Here is a 25,664-nt window from a genome sequence, read left to right on the forward strand (position 1 = left end):
CATATACCAGAAAGGGTTTAGACTTGAGCTAAACATTAAACTTCATACAAAAATTGCTACCTACTTTTTGTAAAATAAATCGAATCCGCTCAAGAATCCACATCCAGTGACTTCACCTAATATAAAAGTCTTTACTATCTGCCTTGTGCTACTTATCATACACACATAAAATCCAGTAATTCATACTGGATATGGCTTAGAATTAAATATAATGATGAAATTAATCTCTAATTATGGAAGTAAGCTTTTATATGAAGGATCACCTTCATAAGGATTTTTTCCACAACTTACATAATTCTTTCTTTTAAGGCTAACTCCTGCTTGAATATCAACTTGTTTATCGACAATTTTTTCATTTGTTTGTCAATTTCCTCTTATAACCATACCATCGTTTTATAAAGGATGATAGCAATATTTCCACATATCGTGCCTGTTTCTTTTCCCTGCCGACATGTTTCGTTATAATAGTTATACACTAATAAGAAAAACGAAGTGCTGACGGCATTTATTGCCAATCGCCGTTTAAAAGGAGAACCTATATACGATGATGAAAATTTTCACTACACAATTAACTGGGCATTTTAACAGGATTGTTGATCAGGAGACATTGGATATTGAGGATAGCTCAAGACTTCTTGCCCAGGCGCTAGTCGGGGAAGGGAATCTATATTTATATGGCCATAAAGAGCTTCATGGTATCGTCTTAGAGGCTATTTCAAGTAATGAGCCGTTACTAAGAGCAAAGCCCTTGCTTGAACATGACGGGCAAATTACTGAGGTTTCATCTGCTGATAGAGTTCTGTTATTTACACATTTTTCAACAGATGAAGAAGCCATTCAAATTGCTAAATCCTTAGCAAAAAAAGGAATTCAGACAGTCGGTGTTTCTGCAATTGCCAAAGATGCTCCAAAGGGACTCGAATCGATAACTGATTTTCATATCGATTCCAAGCTACGGCAGCCGCTTATTCCTGGGGACGACGGGAATCGCTATGGATTTCCAGCTCTTATGACATCGTTATATGTGTATTATGCGATTCATTTTACTATTCAGGAAATATTAAGTGAATATGATGAAGAGTTGTAAGCAATTAGCTAATGCTAGTTGCTTTTTATTTTACTTTGGGATATTTTCCGTAGTACCTTATTGCAGAAGTCAGAGAAGCCTGTCTGCAGAGTCCCCTCATATTCGTTACAATTAGTATCCGCTAGCCTAACGAAAAAAAGCTAACATATCTTAGGGCCTATTGAAAAGGCTTGTCCAAGATACATTAGCTTTCGTTTGTCTTATTAGTTTTTGCTAGTTAGTGAAGCGTGAACGAAGTCACGAAATAATGGTTGTGGTCTTGTTGGTCTTGATGTAAATTCTGGATGGAATTGTGATGCGACAAACCATGGGTGATCCTTCACTTCAACAATTTCAACTAATCGTCCATCTGGTGTAGTACCAGAGAAGACAAATCCAGCATCCTCCATCGCTTGACGGTACTCATTGTTAAACTCATAACGATGACGATGACGCTCATATACAACTTCTTCTTTATACGCTTCAAACGCAAGTGAACCTGATTTTAACTTACTTGGAGATAATCCTAAACGTAAAGTTCCTCCAAGGTCTTCAATATCTTTTTGTTCAGGTAATAGATCAATTACTGGGTATGGAGTTGACGGATCAATTTCAGATGAGTTTGCTCCTTTTAAACCTAAAACATTACGAGCAAATTCAATTGAAGCAACTTGCATACCTAAGCAAATTCCTAAGAACGGAACTTTGTTCACACGAGCATACGTAGTTGCAAGGATTTTCCCTTCAACACCACGATCACCAAAGCCACCAGGAACTAAAATTCCATCAACATCAGAAAGCTGCTCTTCGACGTTTTCCTCTGTTAGCGTTTCAGCATCGATCCATTTAATTTCAATATCTGAATCATATTGATAGCCAGCATGACGCAAGGCTTCAACAACTGAAATATAGGCGTCTTGTAATTGAACATATTTTCCAACGAGACCGATTTTTGTTGTTTTTGATAAATTTGTTACTTTATCAACTAGCTGTTTCCATTCCGTCATATCTGCTTCTTTACAATCAAGCTTTAAATGCTTGCAAACAATTGTGTCTAAGTTTTGTTCTTGTAAATCTAATGGGATCGAATACAATGTTTCCGCATCACGACATTCAATAACTGATTCTTTATCGATATCACAGAATAAAGCAATCTTATCCTTCATATCTTGAGAAATTGGTTTTTCTGTACGAACAACGATAACGTTCGGTTGAATCCCTAAGCTGCGAAGCTCTTTTACACTATGCTGTGTTGGTTTTGTTTTCATTTCACCAGCAGCTTTAATATAAGGAACGAGTGTACAGTGAATATACATAACATTATCGCGACCGATATCACTTTTAATTTGGCGAATTGCTTCTAGGAATGGTAATGATTCGATATCCCCAACTGTTCCACCAATTTCAGTAATAACAACATCAGCACCTGTTTCTTTTCCTGCACGGAAAACACGTTCTTTAATTTCATTTGTAATATGCGGAATAACCTGTACTGTTCCACCTAAATAATCTCCACGGCGTTCTTTCTTTAAAACAGTAGAATAGATTTTCCCTGTAGTGACATTATTGAATTTTGTTAGATTGATATCAATGAAACGCTCATAATGACCTAAATCAAGATCTGTTTCAGCTCCATCGCCAGTAACAAAAACTTCCCCGTGCTGGTATGGACTCATCGTTCCAGGATCCACATTGATGTAAGGATCGAATTTTTGGATCGTTACACTCATGCCACGATTTTTTAATAATCTTCCTAGTGATGCGGCTGTAATCCCTTTTCCTAGAGATGATACAACGCCACCTGTTACAAAAATATACTTTGTCATAGTTATCCCCCTAAAGAAGCTTTATATGTTTATTTTGTATTAAATGCACTTTGGCATACTCACACCATCGCCATTTGGGAACTTTACTTAAAGAGCCTTCAACTTTCTTAAAAAACCAACTTAGATAAGAAAAATCCAAACGCCTTAAAATACTTAAGGCAAACAAAACGCAAGTTAATTCCCTTTTCGCTTGTTACCTAAAAGAAGCTAGACGCAGATCCTACACCAAATCTAAGATTAAATGATATACTTGATTACCCGTTAAAAATAGAAAGCCCCCTTCCAAACAAGTTGAAAGGGAGCGTAAATGTATAATATATACAACGATTGCTTTTTTAAGAGCCCAAAATAGATTCTACCTAGTTAGATAAGGAAAGTCAAGATGATTCAGATTAATTTTCTTCCTCATCATCAAAGTCTTCATCATCTTCTTCATCTAAATCAAACTCATCATCATCGTCGATAAGATCATCGTCATCATCTAAATCGACATCCTCTAAATCATCGAAGTCTTCATCATCTTCATCTTCGTCATCTGTATCGTCAAAGTCATCTAAATCATCAAAGTCTAAATCGTCTTCAATGTCATCGAAGTCTTCATCCAAATCATCAACAAGAGCTTTTTTCGCTTTTTTCTTCTTCGGCTTCGTTGTTGTCGGAACAATTTCTTCCTCTATTTGTTCATATGGGTACCATGTACGTAAGCCCCACATGTTTTCTCCTACACAAATGAAGCGGCCATCAATATTCATATCTGTATAAAATTGTGCAATACGGTCTTCAACCTGTTCTTTAGTTAAACCAAGAAGGGCTGCAACCTCTTCTACTAATTCGTTAAAAATATAAGGTTTTCTGTTTTCTTTAAACAGTTCATAGGCAACTTCAACCATTGCCATTTCTTTAATTTGCTCTTCTGTTAATTCCTTAAGACTCAAGTACGGCACTCCCTTTCTAGGTATCTCATCTATTTATCCGATGTAACTAGCAAGTATTATTGCTTTATCGTACAATCGGATAAGTTTCACTAATTTAGCGAGGATTAGAGCCCACGCTTATTGAAAATCTTATTAGATAGAAAAGCTCCTTGCACTCATTACTATGTCAAAATAGAAGCATTTATTTCCTAGCTTCTCATAGAATGATTGCATGAAACAAACATCGAATTTTCACTAATATGAACTTAAATACGATGTTTAGCTTGGCCTTCTATTCCATTATGTACTAGGTAAGTCTGCAAATCATACCATTCATTATAAACAAATTCTAGCAGTTTATGCCACAATAATCACGTAAAAATATGCAAAATCTAAGGGGACCGTAAAATTCCAGTAAAAAACGGGAAATTCTGCTCCAGAAGGGGCGTTCAATTTCTATCAATTTAGAAGGAATTGGAACGTTTTGATCCCTTTGCATTTTTCCCGTTATCTTTGTTCAATGAGAGGAATTTTGTCTCATCATGACCAAATATTATATCGCTGTATTTTTCAGCACTCTTCATATCCTTTATCGTAAAAACATGTACTTTTTTGAAAATAGATTCCATCTTTTCTATACTAGGAATTAAAATAAATGAATAGCATCACTTCAAAATAATCAGTTTTGCTTCACCATTCCGTGAGTGATGAAATCTGTTTGAAATTCAATGTATTGATCTAACGTATAATGCTTTTGTAATGTCCATCTTCTGAATGCCCACATCTCACCTTGAACTACAATGTTATGGGCAAGAAGCTCACACTGCTGCTCGGTAAGCTGTAGCTCACCTGTATTAACACAAGTTTGGATCATCTGTTTGAATAAATTTGTCATTTCAAGTTCTTTATTCAACACATATGGAAGGGCATCCTTTGATAATGATTTTGCCTCCTGATACATGACAAGTACCTCATCCTGCATATCATGGACAACGTAAAAATATGTCTTAATGGCCTTTTTCAGGCTTTCAACCGTCCCCTCCTTCGTATCGATATCTTCTTCTAATCTTGAATAGACTTGGTCATAAATCGTATCACATACTAAATAAAGAACATCTTCCTTTTGGCGAATGTACTCATACAATGTTCCAATGCTAAAGCCTGCCTCACGGGCGATTTCTCTTGTCGTTGTTCGATGGAAGCCCTTTTCTTTAAATAGAGATACAGCCCCTTTGATCATTTGATCCCGTCGTTTTTCTATTAACTGCTCATCTTTTACAGATGCCTGAACCTGACGTTTTTTCATCTATACCTCCCTTAGTCGAATAAAATGAATTTTACTATTAATAGAAGCTCTAACTATTTTGTTAGCATTCTTGAAATGACAAGACGTTGGATTTCTTGGGTGCCTTCATAAATTTGCGTTATTTTTGCATCACGCATATATCTTTCTACTGGATAGTCCTTCGTGTACCCATAGCCACCGAATATTTGTACAGCCTCTGTTGTCACCTTCATCGCTGTATCACCGGCAAAAAGCTTTGACATAGCAGACTCCATCCCATAGGATAGTCCTTCTGATTCCCGCCAAGCAGCTTGATAGGTTAAAAGCCTGGCAGCCTCAATGCTTGTTGCCATATCAGCTAATTTAAAGCTAATCCCTTGCTGAGCCGCTATCGGTTTTCCGAACTGCTCACGTGTTTTTGCATAGTCGATTGCAGCATCCAATGCACCTTGGGCAATTCCAACCGCTTGGGCAGCTATACCATTTCTCCCTCCATCTAATGTCATCATCGCAATTTTGAAGCCTTCACCAAGCTGACCAAGTATGTTCTCCTTTGGTACTTTGCAGTTTTCAAAAATGATCTCAGTTGTTGGTGATGAACGGATTCCTAATTTATGTTCTTTTTTCCCGATCGAAAAGCCGGCAAAATCCTTTTCTATAATAAAGGCTGTTGTTTTTTTACTTTTACTCGTTGCGTCCGTTACAGCAAACACGATATAAATATCAGCAATGCCCCCGTTTGTAATAAAAATTTTTGAACCGTTTAATACATAATGATCCCCTACTAATCTCGCATTTGTTTTCATACTCCCTGCATCTGATCCAGATCCGGGTTCAGTTAAACCATAAGCACCGATTTTTTCACCTAATGCAAGGGGCTTTAAATACGTTTGCTTCTGTGCCTCTGTTCCGAACTTATAGAGGGGCCAGCAGGCTAAGGATGTATGAGCTGATAACGTTACACCAGTTGAAGCACAAACTCTTGATAATTCTTCGACTGCAATGCAATAAGCTAAATAGTCACTGCCAATTCCACCGTATTGCTCAGGCCAAGGGATACCTGTTAGTCCTAGCTCCGCCATCTTCGTAAAGATGTCTCGATAAAAAAGCTCCTGCTCATCACGTTCTGCTGCAGTTGGTTCCACTTCCTTTTTGGCAAAATCCCTTACTGTTTTTCGAAGCATTTCATGTTCTTCTGAAAGCATAAACTGCATCACCAATCCCCCTAACTTTTTAGAAGATGCTTACTAATTACAATTCGTTGAATTTCACTCGTTCCTTCATAGATTTCACAAACCTTTGCATCACGAAAAAATCGTTCAGCAGGAAACTTATCTGTATATCCTTCATCACCGAGAAGCTGTATGGCTTCTGTTGCATTTTCCATCGCTGTTTTTGAGGCGAATAACTTCGCAATTGCTGCTTGTTTCCCGCAAGAAAGGCCATTTCCCTTTAAATATGCAGCTTGATAGACTAGTAGCTCTGCCGCTTTCACCTTTGTCGCCATATCTGCAAGCTTGAACGCTAAGCCTTGTTCAATTGGACGCTGCGATTCAGCGCTTCGTTTTTTTAAAAAGTTTGTTGCAACATGTAAAGCAGCTTCCGCAATGCCAAGCGCCTGGGCGGCAATACCAATTCGTCCACCATCAAGGACTGACATCGCCATTTTAAAGCCATCTCCTTCATTACCAAGGAGGTTTTCTAGCGGTACCTTTGCCTCATCGAAAAGAAGCTGTACAGTTCTTGAACCGTGTAACCCCATTTTCTGTTCATCATGTCCAAAGCTAAAGCCATCTGTTTCCTTATCTACGATAAAAGCTGATATTCCCCTGTTACCTTTAGACTGATTTGTTTTTGCAAAGACGATATACGTATTTGCTTCCCCTCCATTTGTTATAAACTCCTTTGCACCGGTTATTTCATAGCACGTTTCTTTACGCATCGCACGAGTCGCCATTTTAGCCACATCTGATCCAGCATTTGCCTCAGTTAAACAAAAGGCTGCTAAGCTTTTACCTGTCGCTAATTTTTTTAGATACTTTTCCTTTTGCTCCTCTGTTCCGAACATGAATATCGGAAGCGTACCAACAGACGTATGAACAGATAAAATGACCCCAAGCGCTGCACTTATTTTGGAAATCTCATGAATAGCAATAATATAGGATATAAAATCCTTTCCCGCCCCACCAAAACATGTTGGGATTGGTATCCCCATCAAACCAAGCTCTCCCATTTTTTTTAGAAGGGATGTTGGGAATTCACCGTTTTCCATTTTTTCCACAAAGGGCTCTACCTCGTTTTCGGCAAAGTCACGAACCATTTTCTGCATAGCCTTTTGTTCCTCTGTTAGCTTAAAATTCACTTGATGTCACTCCTTTTTTAAAAAAGCATAGTAGCTTTCTTTAGCAACGTAAAAATAAGAGCAACCCGATGATGTTAATCTGGGAACAATCTTATTGATGATTATTCATATTGATAAAAGCCTCTGCCAGTTTTTTTCCCTAGCCACCCGGCTTTTACATAGTTTTTCAGCAATGGACAAGGACGATATTTATCATCTCCAAGGCCATTGTGGAGAGTTTCCATAATATATAAGCATGTATCAAGACCGATAAAATCTGCCAGTCTAAGCGGTCCCATTGGGTGATTCATTCCAAGCTTCATCACCTCATCAACCGCCTCTTTTGTTGCAACACCTTCATAGACAGTGTAAATCGCTTCATTTATCATCGGCATTAAAATACGGTTAGAGGCAAAGCCAGGATAATCGTTGACCTCGACCGGTGTTTTGTTTAGAGCTTCAGCAAGACTTTTTGTTTGCTCAAACACATTATCACTAGTCGCTAAGCCGCGAATAATTTCAACTAGCTTCATAACAGGTACAGGGTTCATAAAATGCATGCCTATTACGTTTTCGGGACGATTTGTTACGGCAGCAATTTCAGTTATCGAGCATGATGATGTGTTTGTCGCAAGAATCGTATGGGGTGGAGCTAATTTATCAAGCTGATAAAATACGTCTTTTTTTACCTTGATTTTTTCAACGACAGCTTCAATGACGAAATCGACTGTTTGAACTTGCTCAAGCTTCGTAGTTGTTGTAATTCTTTTGCAAATTTCCATCATTTCTTGTTTAGCAAGCTTTCCCTTTTCAACTTGCTTTCCAAGCTGGTCCTGAATCAATTGTTTCCCTGTTGAAACAACGGCTTGCTCCAAGTCATAAAGAATGACAGGAAATCCTGCCATTGCACATACGTGGGCAATTCCTCTACCCATTTGCCCAGCACCAACAACCATGAGTTTTAAGCTCCTCATCATTCATCCTCCTCCCAGCTACACTTCAAGCATAATCGCATCACCTTGCCCCCCACCGCTGCATATAGCTGCAATCCCTATACCTCCGCCTCTACGTTTTAACTGATACATAAGGGTAAGGATAATTCTCGCACCACTCGCACCGATCGGATGCCCTAACGCAATCGCACCTCCATTGACATTGACTTTGTTCGGATTAAGATCATTAATTTGGTTTGCTGCTAATGCAACAGAGGCGAACGCTTCATTTATTTCAAACAAGTCGATGTCATCGATTGTTTTACCGGTCTTTTTAAGAAGATCGTTTATGACGATTCCCGGTGTTTTTGGGAAATTCTCTGCTTCAACGGCTATAGCTGTATGAGCTACAATTTTTGCGAGCGGCTTACGGTTTTCTCGAATAGCCCGCTCTTCACTCATAAGGACTAAAGCCGCTGCCCCATCGTTAATACCTGGGGCATTCCCTGCAGTTATTGTTCCATCATGATCAAAAACAGGGGCTAGTTTCGCAAGCTGTTCGATTGAAGTATCCTTTCTCGGTGCTTCATCCTTCTCCACAATAATTGGTGCTCCTCTTCTTTGCGGTACCGTGATTGGAATGATTTCTTCTGCCAATCGCCCAGCGTTCTGTGCAGAGACGGCGCGCTGATGACTTTGCAATGCCCATTCATCCTGTTGCTCTCGCGTTATGTTTAATTCCTTTGCTGTCCGATTACCGTAAGTACCCATATGGACTCCTGTAAAGCTGCAGGTTAAGCCATCATGGATCATTAAATCCTTTACAGGGGTATCACCCATTTTGATTCCGAAGCGTGCTTTAGGTAAAAGATATGGTGCATTACTCATTGATTCCATCCCACCAGCTACAATTACCTCTTCATCTCCAGCACGAATGATTTGATCCGCTAAGGTGACAGCTCTTAATCCAGATGCACAAACTTTATTAATTGTTTCTGTTTTCACATCCCAAGCAAGACCCGCCGCCCGTGCAGCCTGGCGCGACGGAATCTGCCCTTGCCCACCTTGGAGCACTTGACCAAATATCACCTCTTGAACTTCATTTCCATCAATATTTGCTCTTTTTATCGATTCCTTAATAGCGATACCACCAAGTTCAATTGCGGTAAAGGACGCCAATGCTCCACCGAATTTACCAAATGGTGTCCGTGCCCCACTTAAAATTACTGTCGTTGTCATCCTTTTCTCCCCTTTATTAGCTATTAAATATCGATTTTTCTAATAGTTCTGCGACATCATATGTGCTTACTGTTGCCTCAACCTCCTTAGCTTTCGTGCCATCGCTTAGCATTGTTAAACAATACGGACAGCCCGAGCTAATAATCGTCGGTTTTACGGCAAGAGCTTGTTCTGTTCTTGCTACATTAATGCGGCTGCCTGTATCCTCTTCCATCCACATTAATCCTCCACCTGCACCACAGCACATTCCTGTTTCGCGGTTTCGTTTCATTTCTACTAGAGTGACTCCGGGAATTGCTTTAATAACCTGGCGTGGGGCATCGTAAACATCATTGTAGCGCCCTAGATAGCAGGAATCATGAAAGGTAATCGTCTCATTTACTGCATGAACTGGTTTTAACCTGCCTTCCTCAACTAATTTAGCTAGCAGTTCAGTATGGTGATACACCTCTGCTTCAAGTCCAAAGTCCGGATATTCATTTTTAAATGTGTTATAGGCATGAGGATCAATCGTAACGATTTTTTTCACATTATGCTTGGTAAATTCCTCGATATTCTTTGTTGCAAAATCCTGGAACAAAAATTCATTCCCAAGTCGACGTGGAGTGTCGCCTGAGTTTTTCTCTCGATTTCCAAGAATCGCAAACTTCACCCCAGCCTTATTTAAAAGTCTTGCAAAGGAGAGGGCGATTTTTTGACTACGGTTGTCAAACGAGCCCATTGAGCCGACCCAAAATAAATATTCAAACTCTTCCCCGACCTTTTGCATTTCCTTTACTGTCGGGATGGAAATTTCTTCATTAAGTTCCCGCCATGACTCCTTTTCTTTTCGATTTAATCCCCATGGATTTCCTTGTCTCTCGATATTAGTCATCGCCCGCTGTGCATCAGCATCTAATTTCCCCTCTGTTAAGACTAGGTAACGGCGCAAATCAATAATCTTATCGACATGCTCATTCATCACTGGACATTGGTCTTCACAATTGCGGCATGTTGTACACGCCCAAATTTCTTCTTCGGTAATGACATCTCCAATTAGCGATGGATTGTATTCAAATGCAGTTGCTGCTGACTCGTTTGCACTAGCACCTGCTGCCATCAGCGCAATTTGGTTTCCCTTCGTCTTACTAAAGGCTGCAGTGGGAACCCATGGCTGCCTTTGCGTAACTGCAGCACCTGTTAGTGTTAAATGGTCACGTAGCTTGGTAATCAAATCCATTGGTGAGAGAAGTTTCCCCGTTCCAGTTGCTGGGCACATACTTGTGCATCGTCCACATTCCACACAGGCATAGAGATCTACTAATTGCTTTTGGGTAAAATCTTGAATATTCCCAACACCAAATGTTTCTTGTGATTCATCTTCAAAATCAATTTTTTCAAGCTTTCCCGGATTTGTTAATCGATTTAAAAACACATTTGCAGGTCCTGCAATTAAATGAGCATGTTTAGATTGAGGTACGTAAACTAAAAATGATAATAAGAAGAGTAAGTGGATCCACCATGCAAAATAGAATAGGACAACTGCGCCAGATTCACCGACAAAGCTTAAAATTGCCGCAAAACATGAGGCAATCGGCTCAGACCATGTCAGTCCTTCCTCGTGCCAAATAAGTGCCATTCCATTCCCTAAAAGGACAGATAGCATTAATCCCCCGATAAATAATAGGACTAATCCAGATTTAAATCCTCGCTTTAGTCGGACAAGCTTTTCTATATAGCGACGATGGAATGCCCAAGCAACGGCAACTAAAATCATAAACGTGACAATTTCCTGAAAAAATGTAAAAGCCGGATATAGCGGTCCTAACGGAAGATGTCTTCCTGGCATAAGTCCTTTGATAATAAAATCAATCGCTCCAAATTGAACGAGAATAAATCCATAAAAAAACATGACATGAATAATCCCACTTTTTTTATCCTTTAAAAGCTTCTTTTGTCCAAAGACATTAATCCAAAGGTTATGGAATCGCTCTTTCATTCGATGCTCAAATTCAACCTTTTTTCCAAGTCGAATATAAGCGAGCCTCGTTTTTATTAAGTACACAAACAAATGAATTGCGTAAGCGGTTACAATAATAAATGCCACAAAATTTGCCACAAGTAGCCAAGTCATTTCTTCTCCCCCTTTTCCCGATTACATGTTGTTAAACAAAGGTCTTTTCCCCTTAAAGACGTTGTCTAGCTTTTTCATTATTCTATAACATCCACCCTACTTACATCTTATGAATGACATCTATACGTTTATGATAAATAATGAATGAGCATTCAGTCAATATTTATTTCCTTGTTTCCACATAAAATAAAAAGTCGTGTTAATACTATAAAAAATATGCTACTAGGAGGAATGACCTTGACTCAGTTCCTTTTGATCGGCTTTATTATAGTGGCAATTGTATGTTGGCTTCGAATAGATTATCACTTTGGAAGAAAAAATCATCTTGCAAAATCTAAATATGAGGTATTTCCGTTAAGAAAGAGTGATTTTGAGCTAATTGTAGATGGAAATCACTTATTTCAAGACTTAATGGATTGCATCCGGAAAAGTACGAAAAGTGTGCATGTTCTTTTTTATATTGTCCGAAATGACCAAATAAGTGAAGACTTCCTAGCTTTACTTGGAGAAAAGGCTCAACAAGGAGTAGAGGTCCGACTATTGCTCGATTACATCGGCAGCAAGCGTCTTAAAAAGCAGACTATTCAAGGATTAAAGGAAAAGGGTGTTCTTTTTGCTTATACGCATAAACCAAAGCTTCCTTTTCTTTTTTATTCAAGCCAAGCAAGAAACCATCGCAAAATCTCTGTCATCGATAGCAAAATAGCCTACTTAGGTGGATTCAATGTCGGAAAAGAATACCTTGGACATGATTTAAAGTTTGGTTTATGGCGCGATTATCATCTAAAAGTAACTGCTGAAGGTGTTAATGACCTTCAAAAGCAATTTTTAAAAGATTGGTTTGACGCAACGGGAGATAATGATATAGAAAATCCACGCTATTATCCCGTTCAGCCAGCTGGAGCAAGTGAGCAACGATTTTTTGCGACATATGGTGAGCATTTAAAGAAGCATGTCATTGAATTTATTCAAATGGCGAAGGAGGAAATTTTTATCTGTTCACCTTATTTTATTCCAGGAGAACAGGTGCTTCACGAGCTGCTTCTTGCATTAAAAAGAGGTGTTAGAGTTCGATTGATGGTGCCAATGAAATCTGATCACCCACTTGTAAAAGAGGCATCCTTTCCTTACCTCGGCAAGCTTCTACCTGCTGGTTGTGAAGTTTATCGTTTTTACCAAGGCTTTTATCATGCTAAAGGAATTGTTATAGATGACAGGCTATGTGATATCGGAACGGCTAACTTTGATAAGCGAAGCCAATATTTAAATGATGAAATGAACTGTTTAATTTACGACAAAACGTTTATTCATGAATTTAAAAAATATATTGATGAAGATCTTACTCATTCTGAACAGTTAACCTATAAGGATTATCAGAAACGTCCGTTTCAGCAAAGGATTCTTGAAGTAATCGCAACATGTCTTTCCCATTTTTTATAAGGTTTATGGAGGAATTGGATGATTATTCGATTTGGATATGTTTCACATGCTCTTTCTCTTTGGGATTGTTCTCCGGCAAAAGCATTAACCTTTACTAGGTGGAAGAAGCTTTCAGAGGATGAAAGAAGCGCTCAGCTTCATTATGTAACAGAACAAAATCTCAAGCATACGCTTCGAATGATCCATTATAATATCGCTCATGAAATCTTTCTCTATCGCTTTTCATCATCGATGGTTCCATTAGCAACACATCCTGAAGTAAGATGGGATTATAAAACCCCATTTCAACATCTCTTTTCAGAAATCGGTACACTTGTAAAAAAACATCGAATCCGTACAAGCTTCCATCCAAATCAGTTTACCCTGTTTACAAGTGAGAAGCCACAAATTACGGAAAATGCAGTCTTAGATATGTCTTATCACTATGATGTTTTAGAAGCAATGGGTCTTTCGAATGAGGCAATTATAAACATTCACGTTGGTGGGGCATATGGAAATAAACAAGCAGCAATCGAGCGATTCCACATGAACTTAACAGCATTACCTCTTCATATAAAGCGAAGAATGACATTAGAAAATGATGATAAGACATATACGACAACAGAAACATTAGCAATATGTGAAAAGGAAAACATCCCTCTCATGTTTGATTACCATCATTACATGGCAAACAACGAAAGCGATGAAAAATTAGAAAATTTACTGCCAAGAATTTTTCAAACATGGGAGACAATTGGGCTGAAACCAAAGATTCATGTCTCCTCCCCTAAATCCGAGAAAGAATTTCGTAGCCATGCTGATTATGTTGATCTAGAATTTTTGCTCCCTCTCATAAATCACCTTAAGAATTTTAATATAGACATCGACGTAATGGTTGAGGCAAAACGTAAGGACTTTGCTGCTCTTAAGCTATGTGAGGACATTTCTAAAATAAGAGGTATTAAGCGGATTGGTGAAGCAACAATTGAAATGTAAATAATATATGGCAAATTTATGAAAAACTATAAAACATTACTATGAAATACATTGGAACTAATTGTTTCTGATGTATTTTTATGGTATTTTTTATTTAAGTAAACTTAACAATTGAGAATACTTAAATAAAGGAGTTTTCATATGGATCCAATGACTTTACTGCATGAAGCTGAACGGTTTTCAGAGGATATTAAGCTTGTTTTTGTTAAGGAATATCAAAAAATACTAGAGAAATATGAATTATCTTCAAAACAATCAATAATCGTTAGCCTTGTTAAGCAAAGAGGAAACCCAACAATGGGGGACATTGCTGTAGCGATCGATGCAACACCAAGTGCAGCAAGTCAATTTGTTAAAAAATTGGAGGCTAATAAATATGTAAAACGAGAAATTAATGTTGATAATCGTCGGGAAACCTTTGTTATTCTCGCAGAAAAAGGAGAGAGCTTATTCTCTGAATTGGAGCACGCAGATAAAAAAATATTTGAAAAATATTTTTTGAAGCTACCAGCGAAGGACATTATCGAGTACCACAGAATTTTGAAAGCACTACATACTATTGTTACCTCTTCTTCATAGAGGGCTAGGAGGAATTCTTATGGCATTGACTATTTTTTATGTACTCTTTTTATGCTTTCTACTAACCTATGAGCCTATTTGGGGGTATATATCGTATCAGCGATTTAAGCAAGACATCCATAAAACCCCTGAAAACAAAACTCGGAGAATAGCCTATTATAAAGAAACGATGCTAGCGTTATGGATACCTACACTTATTATTGTTATTGTTACAATGGTTTCTCCAATTACTTTTTCCTCACTTGGGTTTTCTTGGCCCTCCCTTAACACATCTATATTCGGTAAATGGATCTCTTATATCCTGCTTGCTTTATTCGTCGGCTACCTTTTCGCCATTGTCTACCATTTCGTCGCAATGAAAACAAGTCAAGCGTTTAGAGACAAGGTTGCGAATGAGTTAGAGAAAATGCCTTACCAGGAGCTACTCCCCGAGTCAAGTCAGGAGAAAAAACTATGGGGCTATGTCTCGTTAACTGCAGGTGTGACAGAGGAAATCATTTATAGAGGGTTCTTGCTGTTAGTCTTAATGACCTTGGTACCAGATGCATCAGAATGGCTTTATGTCGTTATCGCTGGAATCGTCTTTGGCTTAGCTCATACCTATCAAGGATTAAGTGGATTTATTCGAACTACTCTGATCGGGATATGCTTTAGTATGCTTTATCTCATTTTAGGTAGTCTATTTCCCCTAATGATTTTCCATTTCTTAATCGATTTTGTCGCTAATGCCAGTAACTCAACAACTGAAGGAAATAAGATGTAATCTATGAAAGTAACTATAGGTCTACTCCTTGTCTTGCTTCTCATCTTTCTTGTCTATAAGGTATTCAAGCTTGTTTGCTACTATCGTACGTTACAAGATGGGATCCCTTGGAAGAAAAAATAAAAATAAGTGTTTCCAATTTCTTTGGCAGAAAAAAGAAATCTATACAATTCTTTTAGCTGTAGATGAACGTGATTGTTTTACGGAAGAAGTAAGAAGGGCACAGTCAAAATGATTAAGCCTGTAAAAGGGCTTGCTCCCCTTCTATTCCCATCTTGTTGATCTGCCCCTTCCGTTTTAAATCCCCCCTGCTTTAAACAGAACTCCTTTAAGGCTTGGTCTTTTTGTGAGACTTGTAGGAGTCAAGACTTTAGAAGGCACACCTTACTCACTTTAGATAGCAAAAAAACTCCCTTTGGAAAAAACATGAAAAATTACCTTGTTATTTTAAGTAATCTGTTATACGATAGCTATGTACTTAATAATATTAAGTAATTGGATCGTTGGGGGGCATCTTTTTGAATAAGGAAATGCTTAAAGGTAATATCGATCTGCTTATTCTATCAGTCTTAAAAGAAAAAGATAATTACGGCTACGAAATCTCCAAAACAATTAAAGAGAAAACTGGAGGTACATTTGAAATTCAGGAGGCAACTCTGTATTTATCATTAAAGAGGCTAGAGAAACACGGGGCGATATCCTCCTACTGGGGCACTGAAAGCCATGGAGGCAGACGCAAATATTATGCCATTACAGAGGAAGGCATTGAGCTATTTGAGACATATGTTCACGATTGGAAAATGATAACTGAAATGGTAAAACGATTTATTTAAGGGAGGAGGATTTCATGAGTCATTTTTTGAAGAAAGCATTAATGTTATCTGAGATAAAATATCCTTGGCTAATCATATTATCCGCACTATGTTTCGCTAGCTTTTATTATGTTGATCGAATGTATACAACTGATCCGTTTTGGTTAATTCTCTGTTATTGGTTCTCATTTGGACTCGCTGTTATCTGGGGAGCTTTAAATTATATAAGCCATATCCATTTGAATGCGATGTATCAAAAGCAAAATGATATCCATGCATATGTAAACCAGTTGGCGATGAGTGCGGACGAAAAATTGGAATTACAAACCTATTTAGAAGACTATGTTGAGGATTTAGTAAAGCAAGGTATGACAAAACAAGAAGCAACAAACGAAGCGATTAATCAATTTAAAGTGAAGGAATTTTTATCATTGTCAAAAAGCACATCGTTTTTCAATCTTCATGCCCATTATTATTTATTAGGCTTGGCCGTTATAACCGGTATTGTCGGTTTAATCATTTGGGTCGTTACAGCAGCAATGAACGAAAACACACTCATTACCTTAATGATTGAAGTGACATTGTTTGCCTATTGCATTGGCCTTGTTGGATTATTTTTTGTCTATAAAATCCTCGACTCTATTCTTTATCAAAAGGTGAATAAGCTGTTTTCATAAAAAGTTGGCTCTGCTAAACTTGATTGTAGATTTTTGCTATAGGTATTCACTTTTCTTTGCAGGAGTCTTAGCATTTTTCAACAATCAACAAAAGAACAAAAAATTTACACCATGTTTTCACATAGCTAAAAATTAAAAATTGGAGTGAAGATATTTTGGAAGCTTGGATAACAGAGATAACGGAAAAGTTCGGATACTTTGGTATTCTTCTTTTAATCGCATTAGAAAACGTATTTCCGCCTATACCATCTGAGGTCATTTTAACCTTTGGCGGATATTTAACGACGACAACAAATTTAACCGTAACAGGCGTTGTCATATACTCTACGTTAGGGTCTGTGCTTGGAGCAGTTATTCTTTATGGCATCGGCTTGATTATTGATATTCAAAAGATCGAAAAAATTGTTAATCGCTGGGGACATATTTTACGGCTAACAACAGATGACATTCATAAAGCAAATGGATGGTTTGAGAAATATGGTGTATGGACAATCTTCTTTTGCCGGCTCGTCCCTTTAATCCGAAGCTTAATTTCCTTACCTGCAGGGATGTCCCATATGAATTTTGGAGTATTTCTGTTATTCACAACACTCGGAACATTAATTTGGAATATCATTTTAGTCAATATCGGAGCAGCTGTTGGGGGCTCTTGGGAAACAATTGTACACTATATGGATATTTACTCAAATATCGTTTATGCGATATTAGCATTACTAATTATTGTGTTTGTCGTCATCTTTATACGAAAAAGAGTACGCAAGAAAAATAGCAACTAAAAAAAGAGGCTGTTACATCTGGGTTTTTCCCCGATTGTAACAGCCTCTTCTTATGAAATTACATCTTTTCAGGTGCTGATACACCGATTAATGTTAAAGCATTTTTCAAAGTCGTTTGGGTTGCTTTCATTAGCGCTAATCTTGCACGGCTTTTTTCTGCGTTATCAGGGTCAAGTACCTTTTCAGCATTATAAAAGCTATGCAGAGCAGATGCGACATCATAAATATAGTTTGTAATTCGGTGTGGAATTCGTTTTTGAGCTGCTTCCGCAACGGCTTGTGGGAATTCCCCAAGCTTTTTCAACAGATCATATTCCTTTTCAGACGAGATTTCCTCAAGCTTTAACTGACCATCAAAGGATAATCCTTGTTCCTCACCTTGACGAAGCATGCTGCAAATACGTGCATGAGCATATTGCGCATAGTACACAGGGTTTTCATTTGATGTTGAAACCGCTAAGTCTAAATCAAAATCCATATGAGTATCAGCACTTCTCATTGCGAAGAAATAACGAACAGCATCAAGACCTACCTCTTCAATTAAATCTCTCATAGTGACTGCTTTACCTGTTCGTTTACTCATTTTCATTTTCTCGCCATTTTTATAAAGGTGGACGAGTTGAATGATTTCAACTTCAAGTGTATCCTTGCTGTAACCAAGCGCTTCAATAGCAGCCTTCATACGTGGAATGTATCCATGATGATCTGCTCCCCATACGTTAATAAGCTTTGAAAAGCCACGATCAAGCTTATCTTTATGGTAAGCAATATCTGGTGTTAAATATGTGTAAGATCCATCGTTTTTAATTAAAACACGATCCTTGTCATCACCAAATGTTGTCGAACGGAACCATGTTGCTCCATCCTCTTCATAGATATGTCCTTTTTCCTTAAGCTTTGCAAGTGCTTCATCAATTTTTCCGTTATGATATAAAGAAGTTTCAGAATACCAAACATCAAAGGAAACGCGGAATTCCTCTAAATCAGCCTTTAGCTTACCCATTTCATATTTAAGACCATACTCTCTAAAGAAGCTTAAACGCTCCTCACTTGATTGGTTCGCATATTTATCGCCAAATTCCTCAGCTAATTTTTTACCGATTTCAATGATATCCTCACCGTGATAGCCATCCTCCGGCATTTCTGCAGCATTTCCTAACGCTTGCAAATAACGTGCTTCGACAGATCGTGCTAAATTATTAATTTGATTACCCGCATCATTAATGTAATACTCACGAGAAACATCATAGCCAGCTTTCGCTAAAACATTACATAAGGAATCACCAACAGCTGCTCCGCGTGCATGTCCTAGATGCAAGTCACCTGTAGGGTTTGCAGAAACAAACTCCACTTGTACCTTTTCATTGTTTCCGATATTTGTTTCACCATAGCTTTCGCCAGCATCTAAGATCGCTGGAATTAGCTCTGTTAAATAATGATTATTCATATAGAAATTAATAAAACCTGGACCAGCTATTTCGATTTTATCGATGGATCCCTTTTCTTTATCAAAATGCTCGACAATACCTTCTGCGATCATCCGAGGTGCCTTTTTCGCCACTCTTGCAAGCTGCATTGCCATATTTGTTGAATAATCACCATGTGTTTTTTCTTTTGGAATTTCTAATAATACGTCCGGTATTTGCGCTTCTTCAGCTAATCCAGCCTTTATGACAGCTGCTTTAATTTCATCCTTTAAGCGTTCCTTCACTTGCTCGACGATATTCATGATTGTTCCTCCTTATATGTCATCATTAATGTATGTACATGCTTTTCCTTTTCATCTAATTGCAAATCATAATGAAGAACGAGCTTGCCTTGACGATTTTCTGTCACGTGAGATAAAGAGTGAGTATTCGTTGCGAGTTGAAGCCGACCATAAGGTGTTGTGTACTCTGTTGCAGTTACCATACCTTTAATAAAACGCTGCTTCATTACAACAGCTCCAGTTCGCATCACTACAACCTCATTCTCAGCTATCTTTACCGTCGTTTTTACAGAACCGAGCTCATGTTCCTCTTCATATCGGATATAAGATGTCTTTCCTTTTAAAATAAATTCGCCTTTCGTCCTAACCTCGATTTGTTCTTTATCAAGGTCTTTTTCATTGCGAATTTCCGATAATACATGGATTTGGATAGGTGTGCTTTTTGACATATAGACACTCCCTTTTCTCATACTCCTTTAACTTTAATAGTATAAAGAACGATTTGCAACTGTGCAAGGGGAAGGTAGCTGATAATTTCTGTCCTGCAATTATTTAGAAAATAGATATTATACCGATATAAGATATAGAGTATTGAATAACGGAGGGATAACATGGCTTTATTTAGCAAAAAGGCAAGCTCACACCCATCATTGGTAGAACTCGCTGAACAACAACAGGATGTTTCAATTAACTGCAACGGTCATTCTGAATTAGAACAACAATTAGAACTTCTCAACATAACACTTCATGATTTAGCTGTGGCGAAGGCTTTAAAACCGATAATCGAAGAAAAGTTCGATAAAGTATACGATGCTTTATATAACCATCCTTTTGATGGAATTAGAAAAATCGTTGATATGAAATCACTAGGAATTGAAAAAAGCGGTTCAAAACAATATATCATTGACTTCTTTTCTGGAGTTATTAGTGCTGATTTTATGGAAAAGAGAAATAATTTAGCCAGATACTACTTAGCAATAGGTGTTGAAGTGAAATGGTATTTATGTACAAACCAAATTTTAACGGAAGCTGTTATTGAAATTGTTGGTGAAGCCTATAAAACGGATCCCGAAAGCTTAACTTTAGCCTATCGAGTCGTTTCTAAAATCTTTAGTCTTGAAGCACAAATATGTTTAGCTGCCCTGCAAAAGCTGCAAAATCAACTGCTTTTAGACAAAGAGGATGAAGCGAAGCAAAATGTGAAAAAGACAATTGGCGATATTACTGAGGATTTAGCTGCAATGTCAGAAGAAACAGGGGCAACGGTCGAAGATGTTTTAAACAAATCGGAGAAAATTAAAGAAAACATTGAAGAAGGTCTGCAATCGGCAATTTCAACTGAAGAGCGTTCACTTATAGGAAAGGAACAGCTAGACGCTGTTATCGTCCAAACGGCCTCATTAAAGGAAAGTGTAAATCAAATCAAAAGCAGCATCTCTTCATTAGCCTCTACGTCAAAGGAAATAGGAGAAATTGTTGCGGTCATTACATCAATTGCTGAGCAAACAAATCTATTAGCGTTAAATGCTGCCATTGAAGCTGCCCGCGCAGGTGAGCAAGGTAAAGGATTCTCGGTTGTTGCAGCAGAGGTTAGAAAACTAGCCGAACAAACAAAGGATTCATCAAATAATATTACAGATTTAGTACGTTCAACCATTACTCAAATTGAAGGTGTTGTTGAGCAAATAAACGATGTGGATTCAAAGGCGATCCATACAAACCAACATGTAAGTGATACGCTAAATAGCTTTGAGGAAATCTTAACGGTTAGTAACTCAAACAAAAAACAAAATGAACGGAACAATTTAGACATTCAAAGCTTTACACATCTACTAACAGATATTCGAGAATCATCATTAAAGCTTTCAACATTAGCTGATGAACTTAATCAAACAATCCAAAATTTTTAATAGGTGTGAGAGTATCAAACACTAAGCTTAAAATAAACAAAAAGCTTCCAAATACAGGTGTTTCCACCCTGCATAGGAAGCTTTTTAACTATTATGAAAAAATAATTACCCTTTTTTCTGTACCCAGCCTAAAATCATTTCACGAATGATTTTGCTTGCTGTATTTGCTGTTTGCTCTGAATGATCATAGATTGGCGCTACTTCAACTAGGTCGGAACCAACTACCCGGATATCAGATTTTGCAATTTCATGAATAGACGCTAATAATTCTTTAGACGTAATTCCACCTGCATCCACTGTTCCTGTACCTGGTGCATGCGCAGGGTCTAAGACATCAATATCGATCGTGACATAGACTGGTCGACCCGCAAGTGTTGGCAGCACTTCCTTGAGTGGCTCAAGCACATCAAATTTTGAAATGTGCATTCCGTTTTCCTTCGCCCATTGGAATTCTTCCTTCATTCCAGAGCGAATCCCGAAGGAGTACACATTTTTTGGACCAATTAAATCAGCAATTTTTTTAATTGGTGTAGAATGTGACAACGGCTCCCCTTCATAATGATCACGCAAATCTGTATGGGCATCCATATGAATGATCGCTAAGTCTGGATATTTCTTGTACATTGCCTTCATAACCGGCCAAGAAACTAGATGTTCTCCACCCATTCCTAACGGATATTTCCCATCTGCTAAAAGTCCGTCAATATATTCCTCAATCATCTCGATGCTTCGTTGTGGGTTACCGAACGGAAGCGGAATATCGCCTGCATCAAAATACTTCACTTCTTCCAATTCTCGATCTAAATAAGCACTATATTCTTCAAGTCCAATGGAAACCTCACGAATACGCGCTGGGCCAAAACGAGAACCTGGACGATAGCTGACCGTCCAATCCATCGGCATTCCATAAATAACCGCTTCACTTTCTTCATAGCTTGGATGACTTTTTATAAATACATTACCTGAATATGCTTCATCAAATTTCATGTTTTACCCTCCGATCTCATAAAAAGCTCGAGCACCGTTAAACTTGTTGATGCTAAAGCGAACGACTTTCTTTAAAAAAAGTGAGAGATATGCCCTCACCCTCATTTCATTTATTTAATTAAATCACTAACAAATTTCGGTAATACGAAGCATGCCTTATGCAATTCTTTTGTATAATATTTCGTTTCAATGTCGTGGAAACGGTCTACGCTTACTTCTAGTGGGTCATATTTCTTTGAGCCGATTGTAAATGTCCATAAACCACTTGGGTATGTCGGGATATTGGCTGTATAGAGACGTGTTATAGGGAAAATTTCCTTCACATCGCGTTGCACTGTAGAAATAAGCTCTGGCGTGAACCAAGGATTGTCTGTTTGGGCAACAAAAATTCCGTCCTCTTTAAGAGCCTTTGAAATACCTGCATAAAAGCCTTTAGTAAAAAGGTTAACAGCTGGCCCAACCGGTTCAGTCGAGTCAACCATAATGACATCATACTCATTTTCGCTTTCAGCAATATGCATAAAGCCGTCTCCGACCTTCACCTCAACACGTGGATCATCTAATTTCCCTGCAATTTCAGGAAGGAATTTCTTAGAATACTCAATGACCTTGCCATCAATGTCAACAAGTGTCGCCTTTTTCACTTGCGGGTGCTTTAAGACTTCACGGATAACTCCGCCGTCTCCCCCACCAACAACTAGGATATTTTCTGGGTTAGGGTGTGTAAATAACGGTACATGTGCCACCATTTCATGGTAAACAAATTCATCCTTTTGTGATGTCATGACCATTCCATCAAGGAAAAGCATGTTACCGAACTCTTCTGTTTCCACCATCTCTAAGTATTGAAAATCAGTTTGTTCTGTATGTAACGTTTGTTTTATTTTTAAAGTGATGCCAAAATTCTTCGTTTGCTTCTCTGTATACCATAATTCACTCATTTATTTAAATCATCCTTTCAACCCTTCAAATCCTACCTGCCTGTTTTAAGCAAAATAGAAAAATCCGTTGTATTTTCAAGCGGCGAATGTACGAAAAGTAAGAATTCATTGATAAAGCCAGACTTCAATAAAACCTAAAAAAAGTATAGATGAAACTAGCAAAAATGCAAGAAAAAAATACATAGTTTCCCCTCGGATGTTTAAAAACTGATAAAAACACTCATAATGACTAACAGTGTATTTGTACGGATAAATCATACAGTCTGGAGGTGAAAAACGATGGATGTAATCACACCTAAACGTTTACGAATAACGTTAAAAACAATGCGAGCCCTTTTATTTATCGGCATTTTAGTTTTAGTCTTTTTATCTACGATTATTCTTAGCATTGTTTTGTATGCGAAATGGCAAGGTCCTCCTTCCTTAACAGTGCCACAATCAACCATTATTTATGCAGGTGATGGGACAAAAATTGGCGAGCTGCACAATGGGCAAAAGCGGTATTGGGTTCCATTAGATGAGATCTCAGATTATGTCCTACAAGCAACTGTTGCAATTGAGGATCAAAGCTTTTTTGAGCATAACGGCTTCGATTATAAACGAATTGCCGGAGCAGCTTTAGCTGATTTAAAAGCGATGGCTAAAGTACAAGGCGCTAGTACGATTACCCAACAGTATGCACGAAATCTTTTTTTACATCATGGTAAGACATGGGAAAGAAAGGCTAAGGAAGCCTTTTATACGATCCGCCTTGAGCAAAATTACAGCAAGGAACAAATATTAGAAGGATATATAAATACGATATATTACGGTCATGGCGTTTACGGTATTGAGGCAGCAGCGAATTATTACTTTGGCAAAAGCGCAAAGGATTTATCACTTGCAGAAGCAGCTTTATTGGTAGGAATCCCAAAAGGTCCAAGCACTTATTCACCTTATGTTAATCAGGAAAAAGCCGAGGCTAGACAGGAAATCATTTTAAAAACGATGAAAAATGAAGGCTATATTACGGCAAACCAATTAGATGCGGCTTTACGTGAAGAGCTTGTCTATACTAAAAAAGAAAGCAAACAACAGAAGGGCATTGCCCCTTATTTCCAAGATGCTGTTATGGAGTCTGTCGCTGATTTGCTGCAAATTGATGAAGAGGCTATCCAAACGCAAGGTTTAAAAATTTATACTACACTAGACATCACAATGCAGGAAACCGCAGAAAAACTAATGAACAGTTCTATCGATCAATCATCAGATATTCAAGCAGGCTTTGTTGCATTAGAGCCTTCTACAGGTCATGTAAAAGCATTAATTGGTGGACGTGAATATGATAAAAGTCCGTTCAATCGGGCTACTCAAGCAGTTAGACAGCCTGGTTCAGCGATAAAGCCATTATTATATTATACAGCGATCGAAAACGGCTTCACTCCATCCACAGAAATGAAAAGTGAGCCAACAACGTTCAAGTATGATAATGGCAAAGCAACATATAAACCGAGTAACTATAATGGCTATTATGCAAATGACTTTATAACGATGCTTCAAGCAATTGCTTTATCCGACAATATTTATGCTGTTAAAACACATATGTTTCTCGGAATGGATAAGCTTGTAAAATCCGGTGAACAGTTTGGATTAAAGACGAAAATGAAACAAATCCCATCGACTGCTTTAGGTACCTCACCTGTACGGTTAATTGACTTAGTCAATGCGTACGGTATTTTAGGAAACGGTGGGAAAAAAATTGAACCAACCTTTGTCACAAAAATTGAGGATGCAAGCGGCAAGCTTATTTATAAAAGCAGTAAGGAAAAAGAGCAAATATTAGATAAGCAAGCTGCCTTTGTTACAACACATATGATGACAGGGATGTTTGATCCGAAGTTAAATGATTACACCTCAATAACAGGGCAGACAATTGCATCAACATTAACAAGGGAATATGCCGGTAAATCTGGTACAACATCGACTGATAGCTGGATGGTCGGCTTCTCTCCACAAATTGTCGCAGGAGTATGGACAGGCTATGATAAAGGGAAATCGATCAATTTAGTTCAGGAAAGAAGCTACGCTAAAAAAATCTGGGCAAATTTCATGGAGGAATCATTAGAAGACGAATCCGTCAAAGCATTCCGTCCTCCTGATGGTGTTGTTGGCGTATACATTAACCCAGCAAGCGGCAAGCTGGCAACAAAAGATTGCCCCGTTCGCAGATTGACCTATTTTGTGGAAGGCACTGAACCAACTGAATACTGTAAAGAACACAAATCAAACAAAAAATCCGAAGACAAAGCAAAGAAAGAGAAAAACAATAAAGAAGAAGGACTTTTCGAAAAACTGTTTAAATGGTGGTAACCAGAAAAGCGAAAGCGCCTCGTTTAGCCCC

22 protein-coding genes are annotated in these 25,664 nt (G+C 38.0%); 10 read left to right on the top strand and 12 right to left on the bottom strand.

Features of this window, described 5'->3' with window-relative positions; all coding sequences use genetic code 11:
* Positions 1-544: 544 nt before the first annotated feature.
* Complete coding sequence (locus ACTJJ9_RS03165; protein WP_145580176.1) at positions 545-1,087, top strand: DUF2529 family protein; 543 nt, start codon at positions 545-547, stop codon at positions 1,085-1,087.
* Between the two features lie 203 nt (positions 1,088-1,290).
* Here ACTJJ9_RS03165 and ACTJJ9_RS03170 read toward each other — a convergent pair whose 3' ends face one another.
* From ACTJJ9_RS03170 to ACTJJ9_RS03205, 8 genes are all read right to left on the bottom strand, one after another.
* Positions 1,291-2,892, bottom strand: a complete 1,602-nt coding sequence (locus ACTJJ9_RS03170; RefSeq protein WP_145580175.1) for a CTP synthase — start codon at positions 2,890-2,892, stop codon at positions 1,291-1,293.
* A 392-nt stretch (positions 2,893-3,284) separates the two neighbouring features.
* Positions 3,285-3,827, bottom strand: coding sequence for a DNA-directed RNA polymerase subunit delta (gene rpoE / locus ACTJJ9_RS03175; protein ID WP_145580174.1), 543 nt, complete (start codon positions 3,825-3,827; stop codon positions 3,285-3,287).
* 658 nt (positions 3,828-4,485) lie between these two features.
* Positions 4,486-5,112 (bottom strand): TetR/AcrR family transcriptional regulator, encoded by a 627-nt coding sequence (locus ACTJJ9_RS03180; protein WP_145580173.1) that lies wholly within the window; start codon positions 5,110-5,112, stop codon positions 4,486-4,488.
* A gap of 53 nt (positions 5,113-5,165) precedes the next feature.
* Positions 5,166-6,305: an acyl-CoA dehydrogenase gene (locus tag ACTJJ9_RS03185; protein WP_145580172.1), complete on the bottom strand. Its 1,140-nt coding sequence runs from the start codon at positions 6,303-6,305 to the stop codon at positions 5,166-5,168.
* Positions 6,306-6,316: 11 nt separating this feature from the next.
* On the bottom strand, positions 6,317-7,453 hold the full coding sequence (locus tag ACTJJ9_RS03190) for an acyl-CoA dehydrogenase family protein (protein ID WP_145580171.1): 1,137 nt from the start codon (positions 7,451-7,453) through the stop codon (positions 6,317-6,319).
* 101 nt (positions 7,454-7,554) lie between these two features.
* The gene (locus ACTJJ9_RS03195) at positions 7,555-8,406 is read right to left on the bottom strand and encodes a 3-hydroxybutyryl-CoA dehydrogenase (protein ID WP_186324083.1); all 852 of its coding nucleotides are present in this window, start codon (positions 8,404-8,406) and stop codon (positions 7,555-7,557) included.
* A gap of 18 nt (positions 8,407-8,424) precedes the next feature.
* Positions 8,425-9,603 carry an acetyl-CoA C-acetyltransferase gene (locus ACTJJ9_RS03200; RefSeq protein WP_095301752.1) on the bottom strand — a complete coding sequence of 393 codons (1,179 nt, stop codon included), beginning with the start codon at positions 9,601-9,603 and terminating at the stop codon, positions 8,425-8,427.
* Positions 9,604-9,619: 16 nt separating this feature from the next.
* Entirely contained in the window at positions 9,620-11,716 is a 2,097-nt protein-coding gene (locus tag ACTJJ9_RS03205) for a (Fe-S)-binding protein (RefSeq protein WP_145580169.1), read from the bottom strand.
* A gap of 231 nt (positions 11,717-11,947) precedes the next feature.
* On the opposite strand from ACTJJ9_RS03205, the gene cls reads away from it, so the two are divergent.
* The 7 genes from cls (at position 11,948) to ACTJJ9_RS03240 (ending at position 17,738) form a co-directional block, all read left to right on the top strand.
* Entirely contained in the window at positions 11,948-13,156 is a 1,209-nt protein-coding gene (gene cls / locus ACTJJ9_RS03210; RefSeq protein WP_095301750.1) for a cardiolipin synthase, read from the top strand.
* An 18-nt stretch (positions 13,157-13,174) separates the two neighbouring features.
* A complete protein-coding gene (gene uvsE, locus ACTJJ9_RS03215; protein WP_145580168.1) occupies positions 13,175-14,131 on the top strand; it encodes a UV DNA damage repair endonuclease UvsE in 957 nt (318 codons plus the stop codon).
* A 141-nt stretch (positions 14,132-14,272) separates the two neighbouring features.
* Positions 14,273-14,710, top strand: a complete 438-nt coding sequence (locus ACTJJ9_RS03220) for a MarR family winged helix-turn-helix transcriptional regulator (protein ID WP_095301748.1) — start codon at positions 14,273-14,275, stop codon at positions 14,708-14,710.
* Between the two features lie 19 nt (positions 14,711-14,729).
* Complete coding sequence (locus tag ACTJJ9_RS03225; RefSeq protein ID WP_145580167.1) at positions 14,730-15,473, top strand: CPBP family intramembrane glutamic endopeptidase; 744 nt, start codon at positions 14,730-14,732, stop codon at positions 15,471-15,473.
* Between the two features lie 518 nt (positions 15,474-15,991).
* Complete coding sequence (locus ACTJJ9_RS03230) at positions 15,992-16,306, top strand: PadR family transcriptional regulator (protein ID WP_095301746.1); 315 nt, start codon at positions 15,992-15,994, stop codon at positions 16,304-16,306.
* Between the two features lie 14 nt (positions 16,307-16,320).
* The gene (locus ACTJJ9_RS03235) at positions 16,321-16,962 is read left to right on the top strand and encodes a hypothetical protein (protein ID WP_145580166.1); all 642 of its coding nucleotides are present in this window, start codon (positions 16,321-16,323) and stop codon (positions 16,960-16,962) included.
* Positions 16,963-17,117: 155 nt separating this feature from the next.
* Entirely contained in the window at positions 17,118-17,738 is a 621-nt protein-coding gene (locus ACTJJ9_RS03240; RefSeq protein ID WP_145580165.1) for a DedA family protein, read from the top strand.
* A gap of 58 nt (positions 17,739-17,796) precedes the next feature.
* Here ACTJJ9_RS03240 and argS read toward each other — a convergent pair whose 3' ends face one another.
* Together argS and ACTJJ9_RS03250 are read right to left on the bottom strand one after the other, a co-directional pair.
* Positions 17,797-19,467: an arginine--tRNA ligase gene (gene argS / locus ACTJJ9_RS03245; RefSeq protein ID WP_145580164.1), complete on the bottom strand. Its 1,671-nt coding sequence runs from the start codon at positions 19,465-19,467 to the stop codon at positions 17,797-17,799.
* Positions 19,464-19,895 carry a DUF1934 family protein gene (locus ACTJJ9_RS03250; RefSeq protein ID WP_186324082.1) on the bottom strand — a complete coding sequence of 144 codons (432 nt, stop codon included), beginning with the start codon at positions 19,893-19,895 and terminating at the stop codon, positions 19,464-19,466. The genes argS and ACTJJ9_RS03250 overlap by 4 nt, the downstream gene beginning before the upstream one ends.
* Before the next feature lie 162 nt (positions 19,896-20,057).
* On the opposite strand from ACTJJ9_RS03250, the gene ACTJJ9_RS03255 reads away from it, so the two are divergent.
* Positions 20,058-21,356: a globin-coupled sensor protein gene (locus tag ACTJJ9_RS03255; RefSeq protein ID WP_145580162.1), complete on the top strand. Its 1,299-nt coding sequence runs from the start codon at positions 20,058-20,060 to the stop codon at positions 21,354-21,356.
* Between the two features lie 105 nt (positions 21,357-21,461).
* On the opposite strand, the gene speB is transcribed toward ACTJJ9_RS03255, so the two are convergent.
* Together speB and speE are read right to left on the bottom strand one after the other, a co-directional pair.
* Positions 21,462-22,343, bottom strand: a complete 882-nt coding sequence (gene speB, locus ACTJJ9_RS03260; protein WP_095301740.1) for an agmatinase — start codon at positions 22,341-22,343, stop codon at positions 21,462-21,464.
* A 110-nt stretch (positions 22,344-22,453) separates the two neighbouring features.
* Positions 22,454-23,284, bottom strand: a complete 831-nt coding sequence (speE, locus tag ACTJJ9_RS03265; protein WP_145580161.1) for a spermidine synthase — start codon at positions 23,282-23,284, stop codon at positions 22,454-22,456.
* Between the two features lie 279 nt (positions 23,285-23,563).
* Between speE and ACTJJ9_RS03270 the strand changes: the two genes are divergently transcribed.
* Positions 23,564-25,633, top strand: coding sequence for a transglycosylase domain-containing protein (locus tag ACTJJ9_RS03270; protein ID WP_145580160.1), 2,070 nt, complete (start codon positions 23,564-23,566; stop codon positions 25,631-25,633).
* The last annotated feature ends 31 nt before the right edge of the window (positions 25,634-25,664 follow it).

The organism is Metabacillus sp. 22489 (assembly GCF_052044855.1).
Lineage (GTDB): Bacteria > Bacillota > Bacilli > Bacillales > Bacillaceae > Metabacillus > Metabacillus niabensis.